This is a genomic window from Blastococcus sp. TF02-09 (assembly GCF_003319105.1).
Classification (GTDB): domain Bacteria; phylum Actinomycetota; class Actinomycetes; order Mycobacteriales; family Geodermatophilaceae; genus Blastococcus.
Genome location: NZ_QOHH01000002.1, coordinates 309,190 through 328,635 on the forward strand (window position 1 = coordinate 309,190; position 19,446 = coordinate 328,635).

General features: G+C 73.7%; 16 protein-coding genes. 3 read left to right on the forward strand and 13 right to left on the reverse strand.

The genetic code is table 11. The annotated features are described in order from the left end of the window. Nucleotides 1-15 precede the first annotated feature (15 nt). Nucleotides 16-1,383, reverse strand: a complete 1,368-nt coding sequence (locus DQ239_RS03985; RefSeq protein WP_113832968.1) for a PLP-dependent aminotransferase family protein — start codon at nucleotides 1,381-1,383, stop codon at nucleotides 16-18. Between the two features lie 82 nt (nucleotides 1,384-1,465). Between DQ239_RS03985 and DQ239_RS03990 the strand changes: the two genes are divergently transcribed. After that, nucleotides 1,466-2,125 carry a pyridoxamine 5'-phosphate oxidase family protein gene (locus tag DQ239_RS03990; protein WP_113832970.1) on the forward strand — a complete coding sequence of 220 codons (660 nt, stop codon included), beginning with the start codon at nucleotides 1,466-1,468 and terminating at the stop codon, nucleotides 2,123-2,125. 7 nt (nucleotides 2,126-2,132) lie between these two features. Here DQ239_RS03990 and DQ239_RS03995 read toward each other — a convergent pair whose 3' ends face one another. Beyond that, nucleotides 2,133-3,047, reverse strand: a complete 915-nt coding sequence (locus tag DQ239_RS03995; RefSeq protein WP_147251990.1) for a serine hydrolase — start codon at nucleotides 3,045-3,047, stop codon at nucleotides 2,133-2,135. Nucleotides 3,048-3,362: 315 nt separating this feature from the next. Here DQ239_RS03995 and DQ239_RS04000 point away from each other — a divergent pair, with 315 nt between their 5' ends. Beyond that, the gene (locus tag DQ239_RS04000; protein WP_113832974.1) at nucleotides 3,363-4,025 is read left to right on the forward strand and encodes a response regulator transcription factor; all 663 of its coding nucleotides are present in this window, start codon (nucleotides 3,363-3,365) and stop codon (nucleotides 4,023-4,025) included. A 32-nt stretch (nucleotides 4,026-4,057) separates the two neighbouring features. Then, nucleotides 4,058-5,104, forward strand: coding sequence for a HAMP domain-containing sensor histidine kinase (locus DQ239_RS20270; protein WP_199582601.1), 1,047 nt, complete (start codon nucleotides 4,058-4,060; stop codon nucleotides 5,102-5,104). Nucleotides 5,105-5,131: 27 nt separating this feature from the next. Here the strand turns inward: DQ239_RS20270 and DQ239_RS04010 are convergent, their stop codons facing one another. The 11 genes from DQ239_RS04010 to nuoF are packed head-to-tail and all read right to left on the reverse strand — an operon-like array spanning nucleotide 5,132 to nucleotide 19,446. Beyond that, complete coding sequence (locus tag DQ239_RS04010; protein WP_113832976.1) at nucleotides 5,132-6,250, reverse strand: PQQ-dependent sugar dehydrogenase; 1,119 nt, start codon at nucleotides 6,248-6,250, stop codon at nucleotides 5,132-5,134. A 15-nt stretch (nucleotides 6,251-6,265) separates the two neighbouring features. Continuing rightward, complete coding sequence (locus tag DQ239_RS04015) at nucleotides 6,266-7,321, reverse strand: polyprenyl synthetase family protein (protein ID WP_113832978.1); 1,056 nt, start codon at nucleotides 7,319-7,321, stop codon at nucleotides 6,266-6,268. Beyond that, entirely contained in the window at nucleotides 7,321-8,880 is a 1,560-nt protein-coding gene (gene nuoN, locus DQ239_RS04020) for an NADH-quinone oxidoreductase subunit NuoN (protein ID WP_113832983.1), read from the reverse strand. The genes DQ239_RS04015 and nuoN overlap by 1 nt, the downstream gene beginning before the upstream one ends. Continuing rightward, the gene (locus DQ239_RS04025; protein WP_113832985.1) at nucleotides 8,877-10,472 is read right to left on the reverse strand and encodes an NADH-quinone oxidoreductase subunit M; all 1,596 of its coding nucleotides are present in this window, start codon (nucleotides 10,470-10,472) and stop codon (nucleotides 8,877-8,879) included. The genes nuoN and DQ239_RS04025 overlap by 4 nt, the downstream gene beginning before the upstream one ends. 33 nt (nucleotides 10,473-10,505) lie before the next feature. After that, on the reverse strand, nucleotides 10,506-12,413 hold the full coding sequence (gene nuoL / locus DQ239_RS04030) for an NADH-quinone oxidoreductase subunit L (RefSeq protein ID WP_113832987.1): 1,908 nt from the start codon (nucleotides 12,411-12,413) through the stop codon (nucleotides 10,506-10,508). A gap of 13 nt (nucleotides 12,414-12,426) precedes the next feature. Beyond that, nucleotides 12,427-12,726 carry an NADH-quinone oxidoreductase subunit NuoK gene (nuoK, locus tag DQ239_RS04035; protein ID WP_089336423.1) on the reverse strand — a complete coding sequence of 100 codons (300 nt, stop codon included), beginning with the start codon at nucleotides 12,724-12,726 and terminating at the stop codon, nucleotides 12,427-12,429. After that, nucleotides 12,723-13,535, reverse strand: coding sequence for an NADH-quinone oxidoreductase subunit J (locus DQ239_RS04040; RefSeq protein WP_113832989.1), 813 nt, complete (start codon nucleotides 13,533-13,535; stop codon nucleotides 12,723-12,725). The genes nuoK and DQ239_RS04040 overlap by 4 nt, the downstream gene beginning before the upstream one ends. Beyond that, nucleotides 13,532-14,176 (reverse strand): NADH-quinone oxidoreductase subunit NuoI, encoded by a 645-nt coding sequence (gene nuoI, locus DQ239_RS04045; protein WP_233488720.1) that lies wholly within the window; start codon nucleotides 14,174-14,176, stop codon nucleotides 13,532-13,534. The genes DQ239_RS04040 and nuoI overlap by 4 nt, the downstream gene beginning before the upstream one ends. Beyond that, a complete protein-coding gene (gene nuoH / locus DQ239_RS04050) occupies nucleotides 14,169-15,638 on the reverse strand; it encodes an NADH-quinone oxidoreductase subunit NuoH (RefSeq protein ID WP_233488721.1) in 1,470 nt (489 codons plus the stop codon). Before nuoH ends, nuoI begins: the two co-directional genes overlap by 8 nt. Beyond that, nucleotides 15,638-18,121 (reverse strand): NADH-quinone oxidoreductase subunit G, encoded by a 2,484-nt coding sequence (locus DQ239_RS04055; RefSeq protein WP_113832993.1) that lies wholly within the window; start codon nucleotides 18,119-18,121, stop codon nucleotides 15,638-15,640. The genes nuoH and DQ239_RS04055 overlap by 1 nt, the downstream gene beginning before the upstream one ends. Further along, nucleotides 18,118-19,446: an NADH-quinone oxidoreductase subunit NuoF gene (gene nuoF, locus DQ239_RS04060; RefSeq protein WP_113832995.1), complete on the reverse strand. Its 1,329-nt coding sequence runs from the start codon at nucleotides 19,444-19,446 to the stop codon at nucleotides 18,118-18,120. Before nuoF ends, DQ239_RS04055 begins: the two co-directional genes overlap by 4 nt.

Consider the following 19,446-nt stretch of genomic DNA (forward strand, 5'->3'; position numbering starts at 1 on the left):
CGGGCCCGTCGTCGTCTACCGGCGCAGCAGCGCGGTGAGCACCGGGAGCGCCCGGTCCAGCTCGGCGCGGCTGGGCGCGGCGAAGCCGAGCACCAGCCCGGCGCCGCGGCCGGGGACGTCGGCGAGGTGGTGCCGTCCGAGCCCGTCCAGCGCGAGCCCCTGCCGCGCCGCACCGGCGATCAGCGCCTCCTCCGCGGCGACGTCCTCCAGCGGCACGAGGACGTGCGCGCCGGCGGGGTCGCCCTCGACGGGGCGCCCGGCGGCGGTGACCGCCGCCCGCACCAGCTCCCGGCGGGCGGCCATCTCCCGCCGCAGCCGGCGCAGGTGCCGGGACAGGTCGCCGGACCCGGCGAGCGCCGCGAGGACGCGCTGGCCGGCGCGCGCCGGCCGCATGGCGGTGGCGGCGCGGCGGGCCAGCAGGCCCGCGCGGACGGTGGGTGGAGCGACCAGCCACCCCACCCCGAGGGTCGGGCTGAGGATCTTGCTCGAGGTGCCGAGGTGCACGACGACGTCGGGCCCCAGGGCGCCGAGCAGCGGCAGCGGGGCGACGTCGAAACGCAGTTCGCCGTCGTAGTCGTCCTCCAGGACCCACCAGCCCTCCGCCCGAGCGCGGGCGACCAGGGCGAGCCGGCGCGCCGCGGTCATCCGCCGGCCGGTCGGGAACTGGTGGGCCGGGGTGCAGTACACCGCCGCGAGACCCGCCGGGAGGGCGTCCACGACCAGCCCGTCGTCGTCGACCGGCACGGGGACCACCTCGACGCCCGCGTCGCGCAGCGCCGCCACCGCCCGGGAGTAGCCGGGGTCCTCGACGGCCACCCGGCTGCCCGGCGGCAGGAGGCGGGCCACCTCGCCCACGGCGGCCGAGGTCCCGGCGGTGGCGAGCACGTCGTCCGGGCCGGCCACCAGCCCGCGGTGGCGGAGCAGGTGCTCGGCGACCGCCGCCCGGAAACCCGGGTCGCCGGCGTCCTCAGGCCGGGGGTCCGGGAGCTGGTCACCCGCCGCACGCCAGGCCCGCCGCCACGCGGCCCGGTCCAGCACCTCCAGGCAGGGCGAGCCGGCCCGGAGGTCCACCAGCGCGGGCGCGGGCCCGCCGCTCGCCCGCCGGGGTGCCGGCGCTGCCGGCGTCGCGGGCGCCGCACCCAGCACGAAGGTCCCCACGCCCCGGCGGCCGCCCGCCCAGCCCTCGGCCAGCAGCTGGTCGTAGGCGGCGCTGGTGACCGTGCGGCTGACGCGGAGCGCGACCGCGAGCTCGCGCGTCGAGGGCAGCCGGTCCCCCGGCCGCAGCGCCCCGGCGGCGGCTGCCGCCCGCAGCGCGTCGGCGAGCTGCGCCGATAGTGGCGCGGCCGCGGTCCGGTCGAGCACCACCGGCGGGATCCCGTTCACCGCACCTCCTGATCGAGTGGCCTGGCGGAACGCTAGCGGATTGGCTGTTCCGGAGGGCCACCTGCGGGGTCAGCATGGAGACATGGACGCCGCACCACCCCTGTCACCGACCGCCCGCAGCACCGTCCGCCGGGGCGCGAAGCGGGCCCGCACCGACCGCGCCGACCTACACGCCGTCCTCGACGCCGGGCTGGTGGGCCACCTGGCGGTCGTGCTCGACGGCGCCCCCGTCGTCCTGCCCACGGGGTACGGCCGGCACGGGGACACGCTCTACCTGCACGGCTCCACCGGCGCCGCGACCCTGCGCGCGGCCCGGGCCGGCGCCCCGGTCTGCTTCACCGTCACCCACCTGGACGGCGTCGTGTACGCGCGGTCGGCCTTCCACCACTCCGTGAACTACCGGTGCGCGGTAGTCCACGGTGCGATGCGCCCGGTGACCGACCCGGAGGAGCAGGTGCTCGGCCTCCGCGTACTCACCGAGCAGCTGGCGCCCGGCTCGTGGGACGCCACCCGCCGGCCCGACCGCAAGGAGCTGGCCGCGACGGCGGTGCTCGCCCTCGACCTCACCGAGGCCAGCGTCAAGATCCGCACCGGACCGCCCGGCGACGACGAGCGCGACCTTTCCCTCCCGGTGTGGGCCGGCGTCCTGCCGATCACGTCGGTGCTGGGCCGCCCGGAGCCGTGCCCGCTGCTGCCGCCCGGCATCGCCGTCCCGGCCCGCGTCTCCGGACGGCGATGGTGACGACTGCTCATCCCGCCCGGACGTCGGGGCTCGCTGCGACCTGAGCGGTCAGCGCCTCAGCGGCTCGCAGGGCGGCCTCGATGTAGGGACCGCCGCGCTGCCCCAGCACGGCGCCGGTGATCACGACCTCCCGGCCAGCCACCGTGCGCACCACCCGGAAGACGTAGCACCCCCCGGCCGCGTCGTGCGAGCCCGTCTTGCCGGCCACGAAGCCGTCCTGGCCGAGCAGCCGGCTGGTCGTCACCACGGTGCCCGCCACCGGGAGCTCGGCTGCCGTGGCTCCGGCCACCGCGGCGAACACCGGATCGCGCAGCGCCGCGTCGAACAGCCGCACCTGGTCGGCCGCTGTGGAGACGGTGTCGTCGGCCATACCGCTCGGGTCGGTGTAGACCGTGTCGTCCATGCCCAGGTCGTCGGCCGCACGGTTCATCAGCTCGACGAAGGCGTCCACGGAGCCGGCGGTCGACCGGGCCAGGAGCACGGCGACGTTGTTGGCCGAGGGCAGCATGAGCGCGTACAGAGCCTGCAGCTGGGTGAGGTCCTCGCCCGCCGCCACCGCGACGACGGACTCACCGTTCGCCTGCCGGCGCTGCATGTCGGCGACGTCCGCGCCGGTGACCGGGATCGTCGCCCCCGCCTCCCCCTGCTCCAGGGGGCGCTCCTGGAGGACGACGTAGGCGGTCATCACTTTCGTGACGCTCGCGATGGGGACCGGGCCTTCCACTCCGTCGGCACGGATGGCGTCGAGCACGGAGGTCGTGTAGGCGGCCTGGCCCTGAACCGGCCACGCGATGGCCGGCCCCGCCGTGACCGGCACCGGCCCCTCCTGGACCCGGCCGAGGCCGACGTACCCGAGGAGCACGGCGAGGAGGACGCCAAGAACGACCGGTGTGCTGCGCCGGCGCACCGGGCGACGCCGCACCACCCGGCCGTGCCGGTACGTCGTGCGGGCGCCCTGACTGCGGGGGCGTGGGTGCCCGTCCGCGGGATGCGGAGGGCGGGTCGGCCGCGACGCGGGGCGCGCAGACGTCGCGCGGCGCGGCGGCGGGACCGGAGGGAGCGGTCGCTGCACCGGGGAGCCCGCGCTCGGGCGTGAGGGAGGCGGCACGCCGGAAGAGTGCGCGCCGGCGGCGCTGACCGACGTCAGCCGTTCCCTTATGCCTTCCTTATGCCCGCGCCAGGCATCCTGGTGGGAGGACCGATCGTCCGAGGACCGGAGGGCCGGGAGGAGGCAGGGATGCGCGTGCTGGTGGCCGACGACGAGAGATTGCTCGCCGACACGGTGGCCGAGGGACTGCGCCGGTTGTCGATGGCCGTCGACGTCTGCTACGACGGCGCGGCTGCGGTCGAGCTGGTCTCGGTCCACCGCTACGACGTGGCCGTTCTCGACCGGGACATGCCCGGCCGTACCGGCGACGAGGTGTGCCGGCACCTCACGGCCCGACGGGACGGCGTCAGGGTGCTGATGCTGACCGCCGCCGCGGGGGTCCGCGACCGGGTCGACGGTCTCTCGCTGGGCGCGGACGATTACCTCACCAAGCCCTTCGCCTTCGCCGAACTGGCCGCGCGCGTGCAGGCCCTGGGCCGCCGCTCGCGCGAGGCGACCCCGCCGGTGCTCGACCAGCACGGCATCGTGCTCGACATCCCCCGGCACACGGTGTCCCGGGAAGGCGCCGTCCTGTCGCTCACCCCCAAGGAGTTCGCGGTCCTCACCGTCCTGATGCGCGCCGAAGGACGGGTGGTGACCGCCGAGCAGTTGCTGGAGCAGGCCTGGGACGAGCACGCCGACCCGTTCACCAACGCCGTGCGGGTCGCGGTGATGACGCTGCGACGCAAGCTGGGCGACCCGCCCGTGCTGCACACCGTGCCCCGGGTCGGCTACCGGCTCGGCAACGCCTGATCGTGCGGACCGCCCTGCGACCCCGGTTGGTCGTGACGGTGCTGACCGTCCTCGTCGTCGGTTCGCTGTGGCTCACCTGGGCCGATCAGCTGGTCCGGAGCATCCACCATCACGTCGTGGACGACTACGTCCTGTGCAGCGGCGACTGGCGCAACTGGGGGTACAGCTGCGACAACGCGCAGTTCACCGGCCCGTACGCCCTGACACTGCTGCTGGTCGTCAGCGCCGCCGTCGTCCTCGGTCTCGTGCTGCTCGGACGGTGGACCCTGGCTCCCCTGCGGCAGATGACCCGGGCGGTCGGCAGGTTCGGCCCGCAGAACCTCGTCGAGCGCACCGGGTCCCGGGGCCGCCGTGACGAGCTGTCCCGGCTGGCGGGCGAGATCGACTCGATGCTGGACCGGGTCGCCGCGGGCTACGAAGGCCAGCGCCGGTTCGCCGGCAACGCCTCGCACGAGCTGCGCACGCCGCTCGCCGTCCAGCGGACGCTCGTCGAGGTGGGGCTGGCAGGGGACCCGACGCCGCAGCAGCTGGAACTGCTCGCCCGCCAGCTGCTGGCGGCCAACCAGCGCAACGAGAGCCTGATCGAGGGCCTGCTGGTGCTCGCCGAGAGCGACCAGGGCCTCCGCTCGCGGACCCCTCAGCGACTGGACGAGATCGCCGCGGACGCCGTCGCGCTGCACGCCGACGCGGCCCGGCAGGTCGGCGTCGTCCTGTCCAGCGACCTGGCGCCGGTGACGGTGGCGGGTGAGGCGGCTCTGCTGGAGCGGCTGCTGGCCAACCTGGTGTCCAACGGCATCAAGTACAACCAGGCGGGCGGCGAGGTGTGCGTGCAGGTGCATCCGGGACAGCCGGTGCTGACGGTCACCAACAGCGGCCCTGTGGTGGCTGCTGAGTCGGTACCCGGACTGTTCGAGCCGTTCCGCCGGGCTCGTGGCGATCGCCTTGACCACACCGGCGGTGCCGGGCTCGGACTGACCATCGCGCGATCCATCACGACTGCTCATGGAGGTCTCATCGACGCCCGGGCCCGTCCCGACGGCGGACTGGTCGTCACCGTGGAGCTGCCGACCGGCACGTGACCGCGGTCCGGGTGGCCGGACGGGCGCTCAGTCCCGCACCGTGACGCGGAGCAGCCGGTCGTCGGTGCCGTTGTCGGTGGTGGCGTACAGCGCGCCGTCGACGCCCTGGTGCAGCGACCGGATGCGGCCCTGGGTTCCGTCGAGCTCGGGGAGGAGGAACTGCTCGGTCAGCTCGCCGGCGTCGTCGAGCCGCAGTGCCAGCACGCCCTGCGCCTTGAGCAGCCCGATCACCAGCAGCCCGTCGTACTCACCCCACTGCGGGCCGTCGAGGAAGGTCGCGCCGCTGGTGGCCAGCGTGGGCACGCCCGAGGACCAGACGGCTGGGACGGCGCCCGGGATGTCGGGGTCGGTCATGGGCACGCTCTCGTCGTAGTCGCCGTCGCCGTCGGGGTCCCAGCCGTAGTTGCTCCCCTGCCGGAGCAGGTTCACCTCGTCGTCGCGGTCGGGCCCGTGCTCCACCGAGAACACCTGGTCGGTGCCCGGGCGCACGGCCAGCCCCTGCACGTTGCGGTGCCCGAGCGTCCACACCTCCACCGCCCCGGTCGCCGCGTCGACCCGGAGGACCTTGCCGCCGAGCGAGTCCGGGTCCTGGGGCAGTGAGCCGTTCGCGGTGTCGCCGGTGCCGACGAGCAGGGCGCCGTCGGGGGCGAACTGGAGCCGGCAGCCTCCGTGCCGCCCGATGTCCTCGTTGAGCGGCAGCCCGTCGACCAGCGGATCAGCCGTCCGGGTGGCCGAGGACCAGTCGGGGGCGACCGTCCACGCCACCACCTGGATCGCCCCGTCCTCGTCGCCCTGGCAGCTGTACAGCCGCCGGTCGTCGTCGTCGAAGGCGGGGTCCAGGGCGAGCCCCATGAGGCCGGTCTCCCCGACCGCAAAGAGGTCGCCGAAGTCGGCCCGCACCTCGCGCACCGTGCCGTCGGGGAGGACGGCGGTCAGCCCACCGGCGCGCTCGTCGAGCAGCAGCGTGCCTTCGGGCGCCTGGACGACGTCCCAGGGGTTCTGCAGACCGTCGGTGACCACCTCGACCTGCAGCTTTGGCGCCCCGGCCGGCGCGCTCGCGGACGGCGCCGGGGAGCCGTCGTCGTCGGCACCCCCGCATCCGGGGAGCACGAGGAGGGCGGCCAGGACGAGCGGGGCGCGGCGCACCCCTCCAGCATGCCGCTAGGAGGTGCGGGTCACCACGTAGTCGCACAGGGCGGACAGGGCGTCGCGGACGTCGCCGGCCGGGACGACGGCCAGCTGCGCCCGCGCGCGGTCGGCGTACTCGCGCAGCACGCCGGTGGCCCGCTCCAGCGACCGGGACGAGCGCAGCAGGGCCAGCGCCTCGGCGTGCTCGGCGTCGTCGGTGACGGGGGCCGCGACGAGCTCGCGCAGCCGCGCCTCGGCGGGGTCGTCCCCGCCGAGCGCGAACAGCGCCGGGAGGGTGGCGATGCCCTCGCGGAGGTCGGTGCCCGGCGACTTCCCGGAGGCACCGGCGACGCTGACGATGTCGATGAGGTCGTCGGAGAGCTGGAAGGCCACCCCGACCTCCTCGCCAAAGGCGGTGAGCGCCTCGACCAGGTCGGCGTCGACCCCGGCGAACCGGGCGCCGAAGCGGGCGGAGGTGGCGACCAGCGAGCCGGTCTTGTCCGCCAGCACCTCGAGGTAGTGGCCCACCGGGTCGTCACCGGGCTGGGCTCCCACCGTCTCGCGGATCTGGCCGGTGACCAGCCGCTCGAACGTGCGCGCCTGGATGCGGACCGCCTCGGGGCCCAGGTCGGCCAGCAGGTCCGACGCGCGGGCGAAGAGCAGGTCGCCGGTGAGGATAGCGACGCTGTTGGTCCAGCGGCTGTTGGCGCTCGGGGCCCCACGGCGCACGGAGGCCTCGTCCATGACGTCGTCGTGGTAGAGCGTCGCCAGGTGGGTGAGCTCGCAGACCACGGCCGCCGAGGTGACCTCGGGGCGTTCCGGGTCGCCCAGCTGGGCGGCCAGCAGCGCCAGCATGGGGCGGAACCGCTTGCCCCCGGCGGCCATGAGGTGACCGGCCGCCTCGCGCACGAAGGGGTGCTCGCTGCCGACGGCGGTGGAGAGCGCCGACTCGACGCGCGCCAGCCCCTCGGCGAGAGCGGTGCCCAGGGGACCGTCGGGCAGCCAGGGCCCCATGGTGGAGGCCGGCGTCGAGATCCGGTGCCAGACCTCGGTGGTGGTGCCGTCGGCTGCGGCACGGGCTCCGGTCATCAGCCGACGAATCTAGCCGCCTGCTCGGCCAGGTCCAGCACCGCCCCGGGAAGGATGCCCAGCGCGAGCGTGGCGGTCGCGGTCACGGCCAGCACGACCGTCGTCGGGACCCCCGGCACGCCCACCGTCGGGCCGTCGGCCGCGGGCGGCGAGAAGTACATGAGCACGATGACGCGCAGGTAGAAGAAGGCGGCCACCGCACTGGCCAGCACCGCGACCAGGACCAGCGGCCAGGCACCCTGCTCGATGGCCGCGCGGAACACGGCGAACTTCCCGGTGAAGCCCGCGGTCAGCGGAATGCCGGCCAGAGCGAGCAGGAACAGGCCCATCACCGCGGCCGTCAGCGGGGACCTGCTGGCCAGCCCCGCCCACTGCGACAGGTGCCCGGCCTCGCCGTCGCCGTCGCGCACCAGGGTGAGGACCGCGAAGGCGCCGATCGTGGTCAGACCGTAGGTGAGCAGGTAGAACATCGTGGCCGCGAGCCCCGACCCCTCGCCGTCGGCACCCAGGCCGAGGACGCCGGTGAGCAGGAAGCCGGCGTGGGCGATCGAGGAGTAGGCGAGCATGCGCTTGAGGTCGGTCTGGGTGAGCCCGAGGACCGCGCCGACGACCATCGAGACGATGGCCACGCCGTAGACCAGCGGCCGCCAGGTCCACTCCTCGGTCCCGAAGCCGACGTACAGCAGCCGGAGGATCGCGCCGAACGCCGCGACCTTGGTGCAGGCCGCCATGAACGCGGTGACCGGCGTCGGGGCACCCTGGTAGACGTCCGGCGTCCAGCTGTGGAAGGGCGCGACGCTGGCCTTGAACAGCAGCCCGACGACCAGCAGCGCCAGGCCCAGCACGACCAGCACGTCGCCGTCGTTGGCGGCGAGGGACTGGCGGATCTCCCCCAGCCGGACGCTGCCGGTGGCGCCGTAGACCAGGGCCAGGCCGTAGAGGAAGAACGCCGAGGCGAAGGCACCCAGCAGGAAGTACTTGACCGCCGCCTCCTGGGACAGCAGCCGCCGGCGCCGGGCCAGCCCGCTGATCAGGTAGAGCGGGAGGCTGAGCACCTCGAGCGCGACGAACATGATGAGCAGGTCGTTCGCGGTGACGAAGAGCATCATGCCGCCGACGGCGAACAGCGCCAGCGGGTAGACCTCGGTCTGCACCCGGGTGGCCGTCAGCTGATCGCGGTCGCGCGGGCTGCCCGCGGGCACGGCCGCCGAGGCGACGAAGGCCGACCGGGCCGGGTCCAGGCTGCGCTCGGCGAACAGCAGCACCGCCAGCACGGCGAGCCCGGCGACGGTGGCCTGCAGGAACAGCCCGGCCCGGTCGACGGCGAGCGCGCCGGCCGCGGTGACCGAGCCGGCGCCGCCCCCCCACTCGTGGGTGGCCGCGTACACGATCGTGGCGGCCAGGCCGCCGCCCGTGCCGACGAGGGCGACGGCGACCTGCACGGGGTGCCGCACCTCCCGCGGCGCGAACGCCTCGACGAGCACGCCGATGCAGGCCGCACCGAACACGAACAGCAGCGGTGCCAGGGCCGCCAGCGAGAGGTCGGGGGCGTCGATCATCGGGTCGCTCCGAGGTCGTCCAGGGTCGCGACGACCGCCGGCTCGATGATGTCCAGCAGCAGCTGGGGTTGGACGCCGAGCACGATGATCAGCACCACCAGGGGCGCCACCACCGCGATCTCCCGGACGCTGAGGTCGTGGAAGCGCACGGCGGTGCGGGCCGGCGCCGTGAGCACCGCGGTGGCACCCGCCCCGTCCGCAGTCCCGCCCGGTGGGGACCCGGCGCCCTCGGCGGGCGCGACCACGCCCCGGGCGGGGCCGTGCATCGTCCGCTGGTACATCAGCAGGATGTAGAGGGCGGCCAGGATGATGCCGACGGTGGCCAGGATCGCGTACACCAGGCGCTCCGGGAACGAGCCGAGCAGCACGAGGAACTCGCTGACGAAGCTGTTGGTGCCCGGCAGCGCCAGCGAGGCCAGCCCGGCCACGAGGAACACCGCGGCGAGCTTCGGCGCCTGCGCGGCCACGCCGCCGTAGTCGCCGATCTGTCGGGAGCCGCCGCGGGCGATGAGCATGCCCACGACGAGGAACAGCAGGCCGGTCGCGATGCCGTGGTTGACCATGTAGAGCACCGCACCGGAGGCCGCCTCGGTGGTGAAGGCGAAGATGCCCAGCGCGATGAAGCCGAAGTGCGAGATCGAGGTGTAGGCGACGAGCCGCTTCATGTCGCTCTGCCCCATCGCCAGCAGCGCCGCGTAGAGGACGCCGACCACGGCCAGGACGAGCACCAGCGGGGCGAAGGCGCGCGACGCGTCGGGGAACAGCGGCAGGCAGTAGCGCAGGAACCCGAAGGTGCCCACCTTGTCGAGCACGCCGACGAGGAGCACTGCGCCGCCGATCGGCACCTCCGCAGCGGAGTCGGGCAGCCAGGTGTGCAGCGGGACCAGCGGCGCCTTGATGGCGAAGGCGACGAAGAAGCCCAGGAACAAGAGCTTCTGCACGCCCGGGTCGATTTCCAGCTGGCGCAGCGCGTCGAACGCGAAGGTGCCCTCCCCCAGCTCGCTGGCGCTCACCACGTACAGGCCGATGACCGCGGCGAGCATGACCAGCCCGCCGACCAGGCTGTAGAGGAAGAACTTGACCGCGGCGTACTGCCGGCGCGGCCCCCCGAAGCGGCCGATCAGGAAGTACATCGGGACGAGCATCGCCTCGAAGAAGACGTAGAACAGGAACACGTCGGTGGCGGCGAAGACGCCGACCATCATCGCCTCGAGCAGCAGCAGCCAGGCGAAGAAGAACCGTACGGGGCGCTCCTCCGGCGTGCCCCCGGGGCCGTCCTCCCAGGACGCGCCGATGACCAGCGGCACCAGCAGGCCGACGAGCAGCAGCATCACCAGCGCGATGCCGTCGACGCCGAGGGCGAACTCCACGCCGAAGTCGGGGATCCACGCCACCGACGTCGTCAGCTGGAACCGCTCCCCGCCGGTGTCGAACGCGACCGCGGCCAGGACGGCGAGCACCAGCACGACCAGGCTGACACCGAGCGACAGCTGCCGCGCGAGCAGCTCGCGGCCCTTCGGCAGCGCCGCGACCACCGCAGCGCCCACCGCGGGCACGGCGATCATCGTCACGAGGAACGGGAAGTCACTCATGCTCGGGCTCTCCGTTCATCGACAGGCTTGCGCTCATCCCGACGTCACCGCCAGCAGCGCCCCGGCCACCAGCACGGCGCCGCCGAGCATGCCGAGGGCGTAGGTGCGCACGAACCCGGTCTGCGTGCGGCCCAGCCGCGACGACGAGCCGCCGAGCCCGGCGGCCAGGCCGTTGACCGCGCCGTCCACCCCGCGGTTGTCCACCCAGACCAGGGCGCGGGTCAGCCACTGGCCCGGGCGCATGAACAGCGACTCGTTGATCGTGTCGGCGTAGAGCGCGTTGCGGGCGGCGCGGGTCACCGGCGAGACCCGCACGGGTGCGGTGACCGGCACCTCGCGGCGCCCGACGAACAGCCACGCGGCCAGGACACCCAGGGCCATGATCACCGTGAGCGCGATGCCGATGATGAACGGCTCGATCACGTGCTCGGCCTCCTCGGGCTCGCCGAACACCGGCTCCAGCCAGTCCGACAGCGGGAAGACCGCCACCAGCAGCGCTCCGGAGAACACCGAGCCGACGGCGAGCGCGACCATCGGCACCGTCATGACCGGTGGCGCCTCGTGCGGGTGCACGCCGTCCTCCCACCGGGGCCGGCCGAAGAAGGTCATGAGCATGAGCCGGGTCATGTAGAAGGCGGTCAGCCCGGCGGCGAGGACGGCGACGCCCCCGGTGGTCCATCCCAGCCAGTCGTCCCGGTCGAGCGTCGCCTCGATGATCGCGTCCTTGGTGAAGAACCCCGACAGGAACGGGAACCCGATCAGGGCGAGGTAGCCCAGGCCGAAGGTGCCGAAGGTGATCGGCAGCTTGTTCCAGAGGCCGCCGAACCGGCGCATGTCCACCTGGTCGTGCATCGCGTGCATGACCGAGCCGGCGCCCAGGAACAGCCCGGCCTTGAAGAAGCCGTGCGCCAGCAGGTGGGCGAGCGCGGCGACGTAGCCGGCCGGTCCGAGCCCGACGGCCAGGAACATGTAGCCGATCTGGCTGACCGTGGAGTAGGCCAGCACCTTCTTGATGTCGTCGAAGGCGCAGCCCGCGATGGCCCCGATCAGCAGCGTGAGCGCACCGACGGCCATGACCACGGTCCGGGCCGTCTCGCTGAGGTCGTAGATGGGCGCGGAGCGGGCGATGAGGTAGACGCCCGCGGTGACCATCGTGGCGGCGTGAATCAGCGCCGAGACCGGGGTGGGGCCCTCCATGGCGTCGGGCAACCAGGCCTGCAGTGGGAACTGGCCCGACTTTCCGCACGCCCCGAGCAGCAGCAGGAGACCCAGCGCGGTGACCGTGCCGCCGGCCAGGGTGCCGACGGCGCCGAAGACGCCCTCGTAAGACGTCGTCCCCAGCTGGGCGAACATCACGAAGATCGCCAGGGCCAGGCCGACGTCGCCGACCCGGTTCATGATGAAGGCCTTCTTGGCCGCCGTCGCGGCGCCCGGGCGGGTGTACCAGAAGGCGATGAGCAGGTAGGACGCCAGACCGACGCCCTCCCAGCCCACGTAGAGCGCGACGTAGCTGTTGCCGAGGACCAGCAGCAGCATCGCGGCGACGAAGAGGTTGAGGTAGGCGAAGAAGCGACGGCGGGCGGGGTCGTGCGCCATGTAGCCGATCGAGTAGACGTGGATCAGCGCGCCGACACCGGTGATCAGCAGCACGAAGACCGCCGACAGCGGGTCGTAGAGCAGGCCGGCCCGCACGTCGAGCTCACCGGTCGAGATGAAGGTGAACAGGTCGACGTCCACCGACCGGCCCTCGACGTCGGCCAGGCGGACGGTGCACAGCACCGCCAGCAGGAACGCCGCCACGACGGTCCCGGTCCCGAGCAGGTGACCCCACCGGTCGGTGCGCCGGCCGCCCAGCAGCAGCACCGCCGCACCCGCCAGGGGCAGCGCGATCAGCAGCCAGGACGTCGCCAGCAGGCCCTCGGCGGGCAGTACCTCAGCCATTCCCCGGTCCCCGTCAGTACTTCAGCAGGTTGGCGTCGTCGACCGAGGCGGACCGACGGGTCCGGTAGATCGACATGATGATGGCGAGGCCGACGACCACCTCGGCCGCCGCGACCACCATGACGAAGAAGGCCATGATCTGGCCGTCGACCGTGCCGGTGGCGCGCGCGAAGGTGACCAGCGTGAGGTTCACCGAGTTGAGCATCAGCTCGATGCACATGAACACGACGATCGCGTTGCGGCGGACCAGCACGCCGACGGCGCCGATGGTGAACAGGATCGCGGCCAGCACCAGGTAGTACGTGAGCGTCACCGAGCACCGTCCGGGCCGTCGAGGGGGGCGGGGTCGAGGGTGCCGAGCGCGTCGTCCGGCGAGCCCAGCTGCTCGCGCCCGGTGGGCCGCGGCATCTGCTCGGCCACCTGTGGCTCGATCCCCGTCGCCTGGCTGTCCGGCGCGGTGCGGCCGTCCGGGAGCAGCGCCGGCGCGGCGACCGAGTTGGCCCGCGCGTAGACGCCGGGGCCGGGCAGCGTCTGCGGCCGCTCGGTGAGGAACCGGGCGCGGGACAGCTCCTTCTGCGTCCGCCGGCTGCCGGGCTCGCGCTCGATGTGCGCGAGCACCATCGCGCCGAGCGCGGCGGTGATCAGCAGCGCGCTGGTGACCTCGAACGCGAGCAGGTAGTCGGTGAACAGCGACTCGGCGATCGCCGGGATGTTGCCCTCGGGCTGGGCGTCGGCCAGGCCCACCCCGAGGAGTCCCTCGGTCGCCCGGGCGATGCCCGCGCCGACGAGACCGGCGAAGCCGAGCCCCAGCACGCCGGCGGCGACCCGCTGCCCGCGCAGCGTCTCGACGACGGAGTCCGAGGAGTCCCGGCCGACCATCATCAGCACGAACAGGAAGAGGATCATGATCGCGCCGGTGTAGACGATGATCTGCACCGCGCCGAGGAACGGCGCCTCCTGGATCACGTAGAAGACGCCCAGCGAGAGCATGGTCGTGACCAGCCACATCGCCGAGTGGACGGCGTTGCGGCTGAACACCATGCCCAGGGCGCCGGCCAGCGCGACCGGTCCGAGGACCCAGAAGGCGACCGTCTCGCCCCCGCCGATGACGATCTCGTTCACGCGCCCGCTCCCGAGGCCGTGGCTCCGGCGGACGGCGCCGTCCCGTCGACCACCCCGCCGGGCGCCCGCAGGTAGTAGTCCTTCTCGTCGTCGCCCAGGCGCATGGGGTGCGGCGGCTGCTCCATGCCGGGCAGCAGCGGCGCCATGAGCTGCTCCTTGGTGTAGATCAGGTCCTGGCGGTTGTCGTCGGCGAGCTCGAAGTCGTTGCTCATCGTCAGCGAGCGGGTGGGGCAGGCCTCGATGCACAGCCCGCAGAAGATGCAGCGCAGGTAGTTGATCTGGTACACCGCGCCGTACCGCTCACCCGGCGAGTACCGGGCCTCCTCGGTGTTGTCGCCGCCCTCGACGTAGATCGCGTCGGCGGGGCAGGCCCAGGCGCACAGCTCGCAGCCGACGCACTTCTCCAGGCCGTCCGGGTGCCGGTTGAGCACGTGCCGGCCGTGGTAGCGCGGCTTGGTCACCTTGGGCTCGAACGGGTACTGCTCGGTGGTCACCTTGCGGAAGATCTGCGCGAAGGTGACCCCGAAGCCCTGGAGCGGAGCCGGCACCAGGCTGTCGCGGACGGTCGGCCGGGCGACGTGGTCGGTGGAGGGACGGGCCACCTCGCTCCCGTTCCGGTTCGCGGGGGTGCGGTCAGGCATCGCTGCTGTCCTCCTCGACGGTCGTGGTGCCGCGCCGGCCGCTGGCGACGACCGCGCCGCCCTCCCCACCGGCGGGCTCGCGGCGCAGCCGCGGCGACGGCGGCACGACCAGGTCCATCGGCGGGATGGGGAACCCGCCCTCGGCGCGGGTGGGGCCGCCGGTGGGACGGCGCGAGGGGCCGACGGGGGGCAGGACCTCGGCCCCGGGGTCGACGGCGTGCACCTCACCGGCCGCGGCGTCGGCCGCCATCAGCCGGGTGTCGCGGTGCGTGGCCCGGCTGGCCACCAGCAGCCCGGCGAGCACCAGCAGCGCGACCGGGACGCCGACGTACAGCGCCACGGCTCCGGTGGAGAGGTCGGTCTCGCGGGAGACCGTGCGCATCGTCGCGACCACGAGGATCCAGAGCAGCGCGGTCGGGACGAGCACCTTCCAGCCGAAGCTCATGAACTGGTCGTAGCGCAGCCGGGGCAGCGTGCCGCGCAGCCAGATGAAGACGAACAGGGCGGCGACGACCTTCAGGAAGAACCAGAGCATCGGCCACCAGCCGGAGTTGGCGCCGTCCCAGATCGACAGCGGCCACGGCGCCCGCCACCCGCCGAGGAACAGCGTCGCGGCCAGGGCCGAGACGGTGACCATGTTGATGTACTCGGCCAGGAAGAACAGCGCGAACTTCAGCGACGAGTACTCGGTGTGGAAGCCGCCGACGAGCTCGCTCTCGGCCTCGGGGAGGTCGAAGGGCGCGCGGTTGGTCTCGCCCACCACCGCGATCGCGTAGATGACGAAGGAGACCGGCAGCAGCACGGCGAACCAGCTGGGGCCGGTGAACTCCCAGCCGAAGAAGGAGACCTCGTTGCCGTCGGCCTGCGCGGCGACGATCTCCGACGTCGACATCGAGCCGGCGTAGAGGAACACCGCGACGATCGACAGCCCCATCGCGATCTCGTAGCTGACCATCTGGGCGGCGCTGCGCAGCGAGCCGAGCAGCGGGTAGGCCGAGCCGGAGGCCCAGCCGCCCAGGACGATGCCGTAGATGCCCATCGCCGAGCAGGCGAGGACGACCAGCACGCCGATGGGGGCGTCGGTCAGCTGCAGCGGGGTGCGCTCGCCGAAGATGCTGACGGTCGGCCCCATCGGGATGACCGAGAAGGCGAGGAACGCCGGGACCGTCGCCAGCACCGGGGCGAGGAAGTAGACCGGCTTGTCGGCCAGCGCCGGCATGATGTCTTCCTTGAACGCCAGCTTGAGCCCGTCGGCGAGGCTCTGCAGGTAGCCGCGCGGGCCGACCCGGTTCGGGCCGATCCGCTGCTGCATGCGGGCGACGACCTTGCGCTCGAAGACGATCGCGAACAGCGTCATGAGCACGAGGACCACGAAGACGCCGAGCACCTTGATCAGCACGATCCACCAGACGTCGTTGCCGAAGTCCTCGAGGGTGGGCTGCTCGGGGCTGGCCAGCGGCATCATGCGGCACCTCCGGCCGGGCCGAGGGCGGGCGCCGACGCCGTGAGCCGCACGACGGCGCCCGGCCCGGCGCCGAGGTCGGTGCGCACCTGGCTGCCCGCGGAGCGCATCGGCAGCCAGACCACGTGGTCGGGCATGGGGGTGACGAGCAGCGGCAGGGTCACCGAGCCGGCGGGCCCGGTCACGGTCACCGGATCGCCGTCGACGGCGCCCAGCCGGGCGGCGGCCTCCGCGGCCAGCCGGACGACGGCGCGGCGGGCGGTGCCGGAGAGCTCGGGCTCGTCGCGCTGGAGCGTGCCGGCGTCGAGCAGCTGCCGCCAGGAGGCCAGCAGCGCCTCGTCCGCGCGCATCGACGGCGCCCCGACGGCGTGGACGTCCGGGCCGGCGACCCCGGCCGACCGGGCGGTGCCCAGCGCGGCGAGCTCCGCGCGGGCGGCCTCGGGGGTGGGGAGCCGCAGGTCGACGTCCATGGAGTCGGCCAGGCCGTGCAGCACGCGGGCGTCGCTCAGCCGGCCGGTGTCGTGCAGCGTGGCGTCGAAGGACCGGACCCGGCCCTCCCAGTCGAGGTAGCTACCCGGCTTCTCCGAGGCGGCGGCCACCGGGAGGACGACGTCGGCCCACTCCGTGACCGCCGTCGGGAACATCTCCAGGCTGACGACGAAGCGCGCCTCCGCCAGGGCGTTCCCGGCGAGCACGGGGTCGGGCAGGTCGGCCGGGTCGACGCCGCCGACGAGCAGCCCGGCCAGCCGGCGGTCCCGCACGGCGGTGAGGATGCCGGTGGTGTCGCGACCGGGCGCGGCCGGCACCTCGGCACCCCACAGGGCGCCGACGTCGGCGCGCGCCGCGGCGTCGTCCACGCTGCGGCCGCCGGGTAGCAGGGCGGGCAGCGCGCCGGCCTCGACGGCGCCGCGCTCCCCGGCGCGACGGGGCACCCAGGCGATGCGGGCGCCGGTGGCCTGCGCCAGCTGCACGAGGGCGGTGAACGCGCCGGGCACCTCGGCCAGCCGCTCCCCCGCGAGGACGACGGCGCCGGGCTGCCGCAGCGCGGCGACGGCGGGGCCGCCCCAGGTGCCCAGCGCCAGGGCCTCCAGCGACCGGGCCTCCGCGCCGGGCAGCGTGGTGAGCACGGTGGCCTGCAGCTTCTGCGCGGCCCGCGTCGGGAACGGGGCGAGGTCGAAGACCTGGGCCTGCTTCCTGCGCACCGCCGTGCGCAGCCGCAGGAAGACGATCGGCGACTCCTCCTCGGGCTCGAGGCCCGCCAGGAGGACGACCGGCGCGGCGCCCAGCTCGGCGTAGGTGACCCCGCCGCGGCCGGGACCGGTGCCCGCGACCGCGGTGGAGAGGAACGCCAGCTCCTCGGCGGAGTGCGCGCGGGCGCGGGCGTCGACGTCGTTCGTGCCCAGCGCAAGGCGGGCGAACTTCGCGTAGGCGTAGGCGTCCTCGACGGTCAACCGGCCGCCGGGCAGCACCCCGACCCCGCCCGCCTCGCGCGCCGCGGCCAGGCCGGCGGCCGCCGCGGCCCACGCCTCGGGCCAGGACGCCGGCTGCAGCATGCCGTCCGCGTCCCGGACCAGCGGCGTGGTCAGCCGCTCGTTGGAGGTGACGTAGCGGAACGCGTAGCGGCCCTTGTCGCAGGTCCACTCCTCGTTGACCGCGGGGTCCTCGCCGGCCTGGCGGCGGGTGACCTTGCCGCGCCGGAAGTCGGTGCGCATCGCGCAGCCCGAGGCGCAGTGCTCGCAGACGCTGGCCTCGCTGCGCAGGTCGAAGGGCCGGGCGCGGAACCGGTACTGGGTGCTGGTGAGCGCCCCGACCGGGCAGATCTGGGTGGTGTTGCCGGAGAAGTAGGACTCGAACGGCTCGTCCTCGTTGATCGCCACCTGCTCCAGCGCCCCGCGCTCGAACAGCTCGATGAACGGGTCGCCGGCCACCTGCTGGGAGAAGCGGGTGCAGCGGGCGCAGAGCACGCAGCGCTCGCGGTCGAGCAGGATCTCGGTGCTGATCGCCAGCGGCTTGGGGTAGGTGCGCTTCTCGTCGACGAACCGGCTCTCGGTGCGGCCGTGGCCCATCGCCTGGTTCTGCAGCGGGCACTCGCCGCCCTTGTCGCAGGTCGGGCAGTCCAGCGGGTGGTTGATCAGCAGCAGCTCCATCGTGCCCTGCTGCGCCTTGTCGGCCACCGGGCTGGACAGCTGGGTGCGCACCGCCATGCCCTCGGTGACCGGCATGGTGCAGGAGGCCACGGGCTTGCGCTGGCCTTCCACCTCGACCAGGCACTGCCGGCAGGCGCCGACGGGCTCCAGCAGCGGGTGGTCGCAGAACCGCGGGATGAAGACGCCGACCTGCTCGGCGGCCCGGATGATCAGGGTGTCCTTGGGCACCGCGACCTCGAAGCCGTCGATGGTGCAGTGGACGGCGTCCGGTGGGGTGTGCGGCCCGGGCGTGCCCGGCGGGACCGCGGGCGCCGGGCCGGGGGTCGTCAGCGTCATGAAGCCACTCCGACGGGCTCGATGCGGAGCGACCGGCCCAGCCGGGCCTGCTCCTCCGGGGGCAGCAGGGCGACGTAGTCGTCCTTGAAGTACTTCAGCGAGCTGGAGATGCAGCTGGTGGCGCCGTCGCCGAGCGCGCAGAACGAGCGGCCCAGGATGTTGTCGCAGGTGTCCACCAGCAGGTCGAGGTCCTGGGCGGTGCCGCGGCCGTGCGCGATCCGGTCGAGGATCTGCACCAGCCAGTAGGTGCCCTCGCGGCAGGGCGTGCACTTGCCGCAGCTCTCGTGCGCGTAGAACTCGGTGAACCGCAGGGTGGCCTCGACGATCGAGTCGGTCTCGTCGAAGACCATGAGCGCCGTCGTGCCGAGCATCGAGCCCGCCGCGGCGACCGAGTCGAAGTCCAGCGGGACGTCGAGGTGCTCCGCGGTGAAGTACGGCGTCGAGGAGCCACCCGGCGTCCAGAACTTGAGCTCGTGGCCGGGTCGCACGCCACCGGCCATCTCCAGCAGCTCGCGCATCGTCGTCCCCATGGGGGCCTCGTACTGCCCGGGGCGGACGACGCGGCCCGACAGCGAGTAGATCTTCGGGCCGGGTGACTTCTCCGGGCCGAAGGCCTTGAACCACTCCGCGCCGCCGCGGACGACGAACGGCACGCTGGCCAGCGTCTCGACGTTGTTGATCACCGTCGGGGCGCCGTAGAGGCCGGCGACCGCGGGGAACGGCGGCTTGAGCCGGGGCTGGCCCCGGTAGCCCTCGAGCGAGTCGAGCAGCGCGGTCTCCTCGCCGCAGATGTAGGCACCCGCGCCGGCGTGCACGACCAGCTCGAGGTCGTAGCCCGAGCCCAGGATGTCGGTGCCGAGGTAGCCGGCCGCGTAGGCCTCCTCGACCGCGGCGACGAGCCGTCGGTGGGCGTGCACGGCCTCGCCGCGGACGTAGATGACGGCGAACTGCGACCGGATCGCGTACGCGGAGATGATCACGCCCTCCACCAGTGAGTGCGGGTCGGCCATCATCAGCGGCAGGTCCTTGCAGGTACCCGGCTCGCCCTCGTCGGCGTTGACCACCAGGTACTTGGGCATGGCCGCCGGCCCGGTCGGGGTCTCCCCCGGCGTGGGCTGCGGGATGAAGCTCCACTTCATGCCGGTCGGGAAGCCGGCGCCGCCGCGACCGCGCAGCCCGGAGTCCTTGACCAGGGAGACCAGCTCGTCGGGCTGCATGGACAGCGCGGTGCGCAGGGCGGCGTAGCCCTCCATCGACTCGTAGGTCGAGAGCCGCCAGGACCGGTCGGCGCCCCAGCGCGTGGTGAGGACGGGGGTCAGCGGCAT

Excerpts from the sequence above, each read along its gene's own strand:
- DQ239_RS04025 (WP_113832985.1), bottom strand. The coding sequence starts at position 10,472 with ATGAGTGACTTCCCGTTCCTCGTGACGATGATCGCCGTGCCCGCGGTG.
- nuoH (WP_233488721.1), bottom strand. The coding sequence starts at position 15,638 with ATGCCGCTGGCCAGCCCCGAGCAGCCCACCCTCGAGGACTTCGGCAAC.
- DQ239_RS04000 (WP_113832974.1), top strand. The coding sequence starts at position 3,363 with ATGCGCGTGCTGGTGGCCGACGACGAGAGATTGCTCGCCGACACGGTG.
- DQ239_RS04055 (WP_113832993.1), bottom strand. The coding sequence starts at position 18,121 with ATGACGCTGACGACCCCCGGCCCGGCGCCCGCGGTCCCGCCGGGCACG.
- nuoI (WP_233488720.1), bottom strand. The coding sequence starts at position 14,176 with ATGCCTGACCGCACCCCCGCGAACCGGAACGGGAGCGAGGTGGCCCGT.
- DQ239_RS04015 (WP_113832978.1), bottom strand. The coding sequence starts at position 7,321 with ATGACCGGAGCCCGTGCCGCAGCCGACGGCACCACCACCGAGGTCTGG.
- nuoF (WP_113832995.1), bottom strand. The coding sequence starts at position 19,446 with ATGCCGCTGACCCCCGTCCTCACCACGCGCTGGGGCGCCGACCGGTCC.
- DQ239_RS03990 (WP_113832970.1), top strand. The coding sequence starts at position 1,466 with ATGGACGCCGCACCACCCCTGTCACCGACCGCCCGCAGCACCGTCCGC.
- nuoL (WP_113832987.1), bottom strand. The coding sequence starts at position 12,413 with ATGGCTGAGGTACTGCCCGCCGAGGGCCTGCTGGCGACGTCCTGGCTG.
- nuoN (WP_113832983.1), bottom strand. The coding sequence starts at position 8,880 with ATGATCGACGCCCCCGACCTCTCGCTGGCGGCCCTGGCACCGCTGCTG.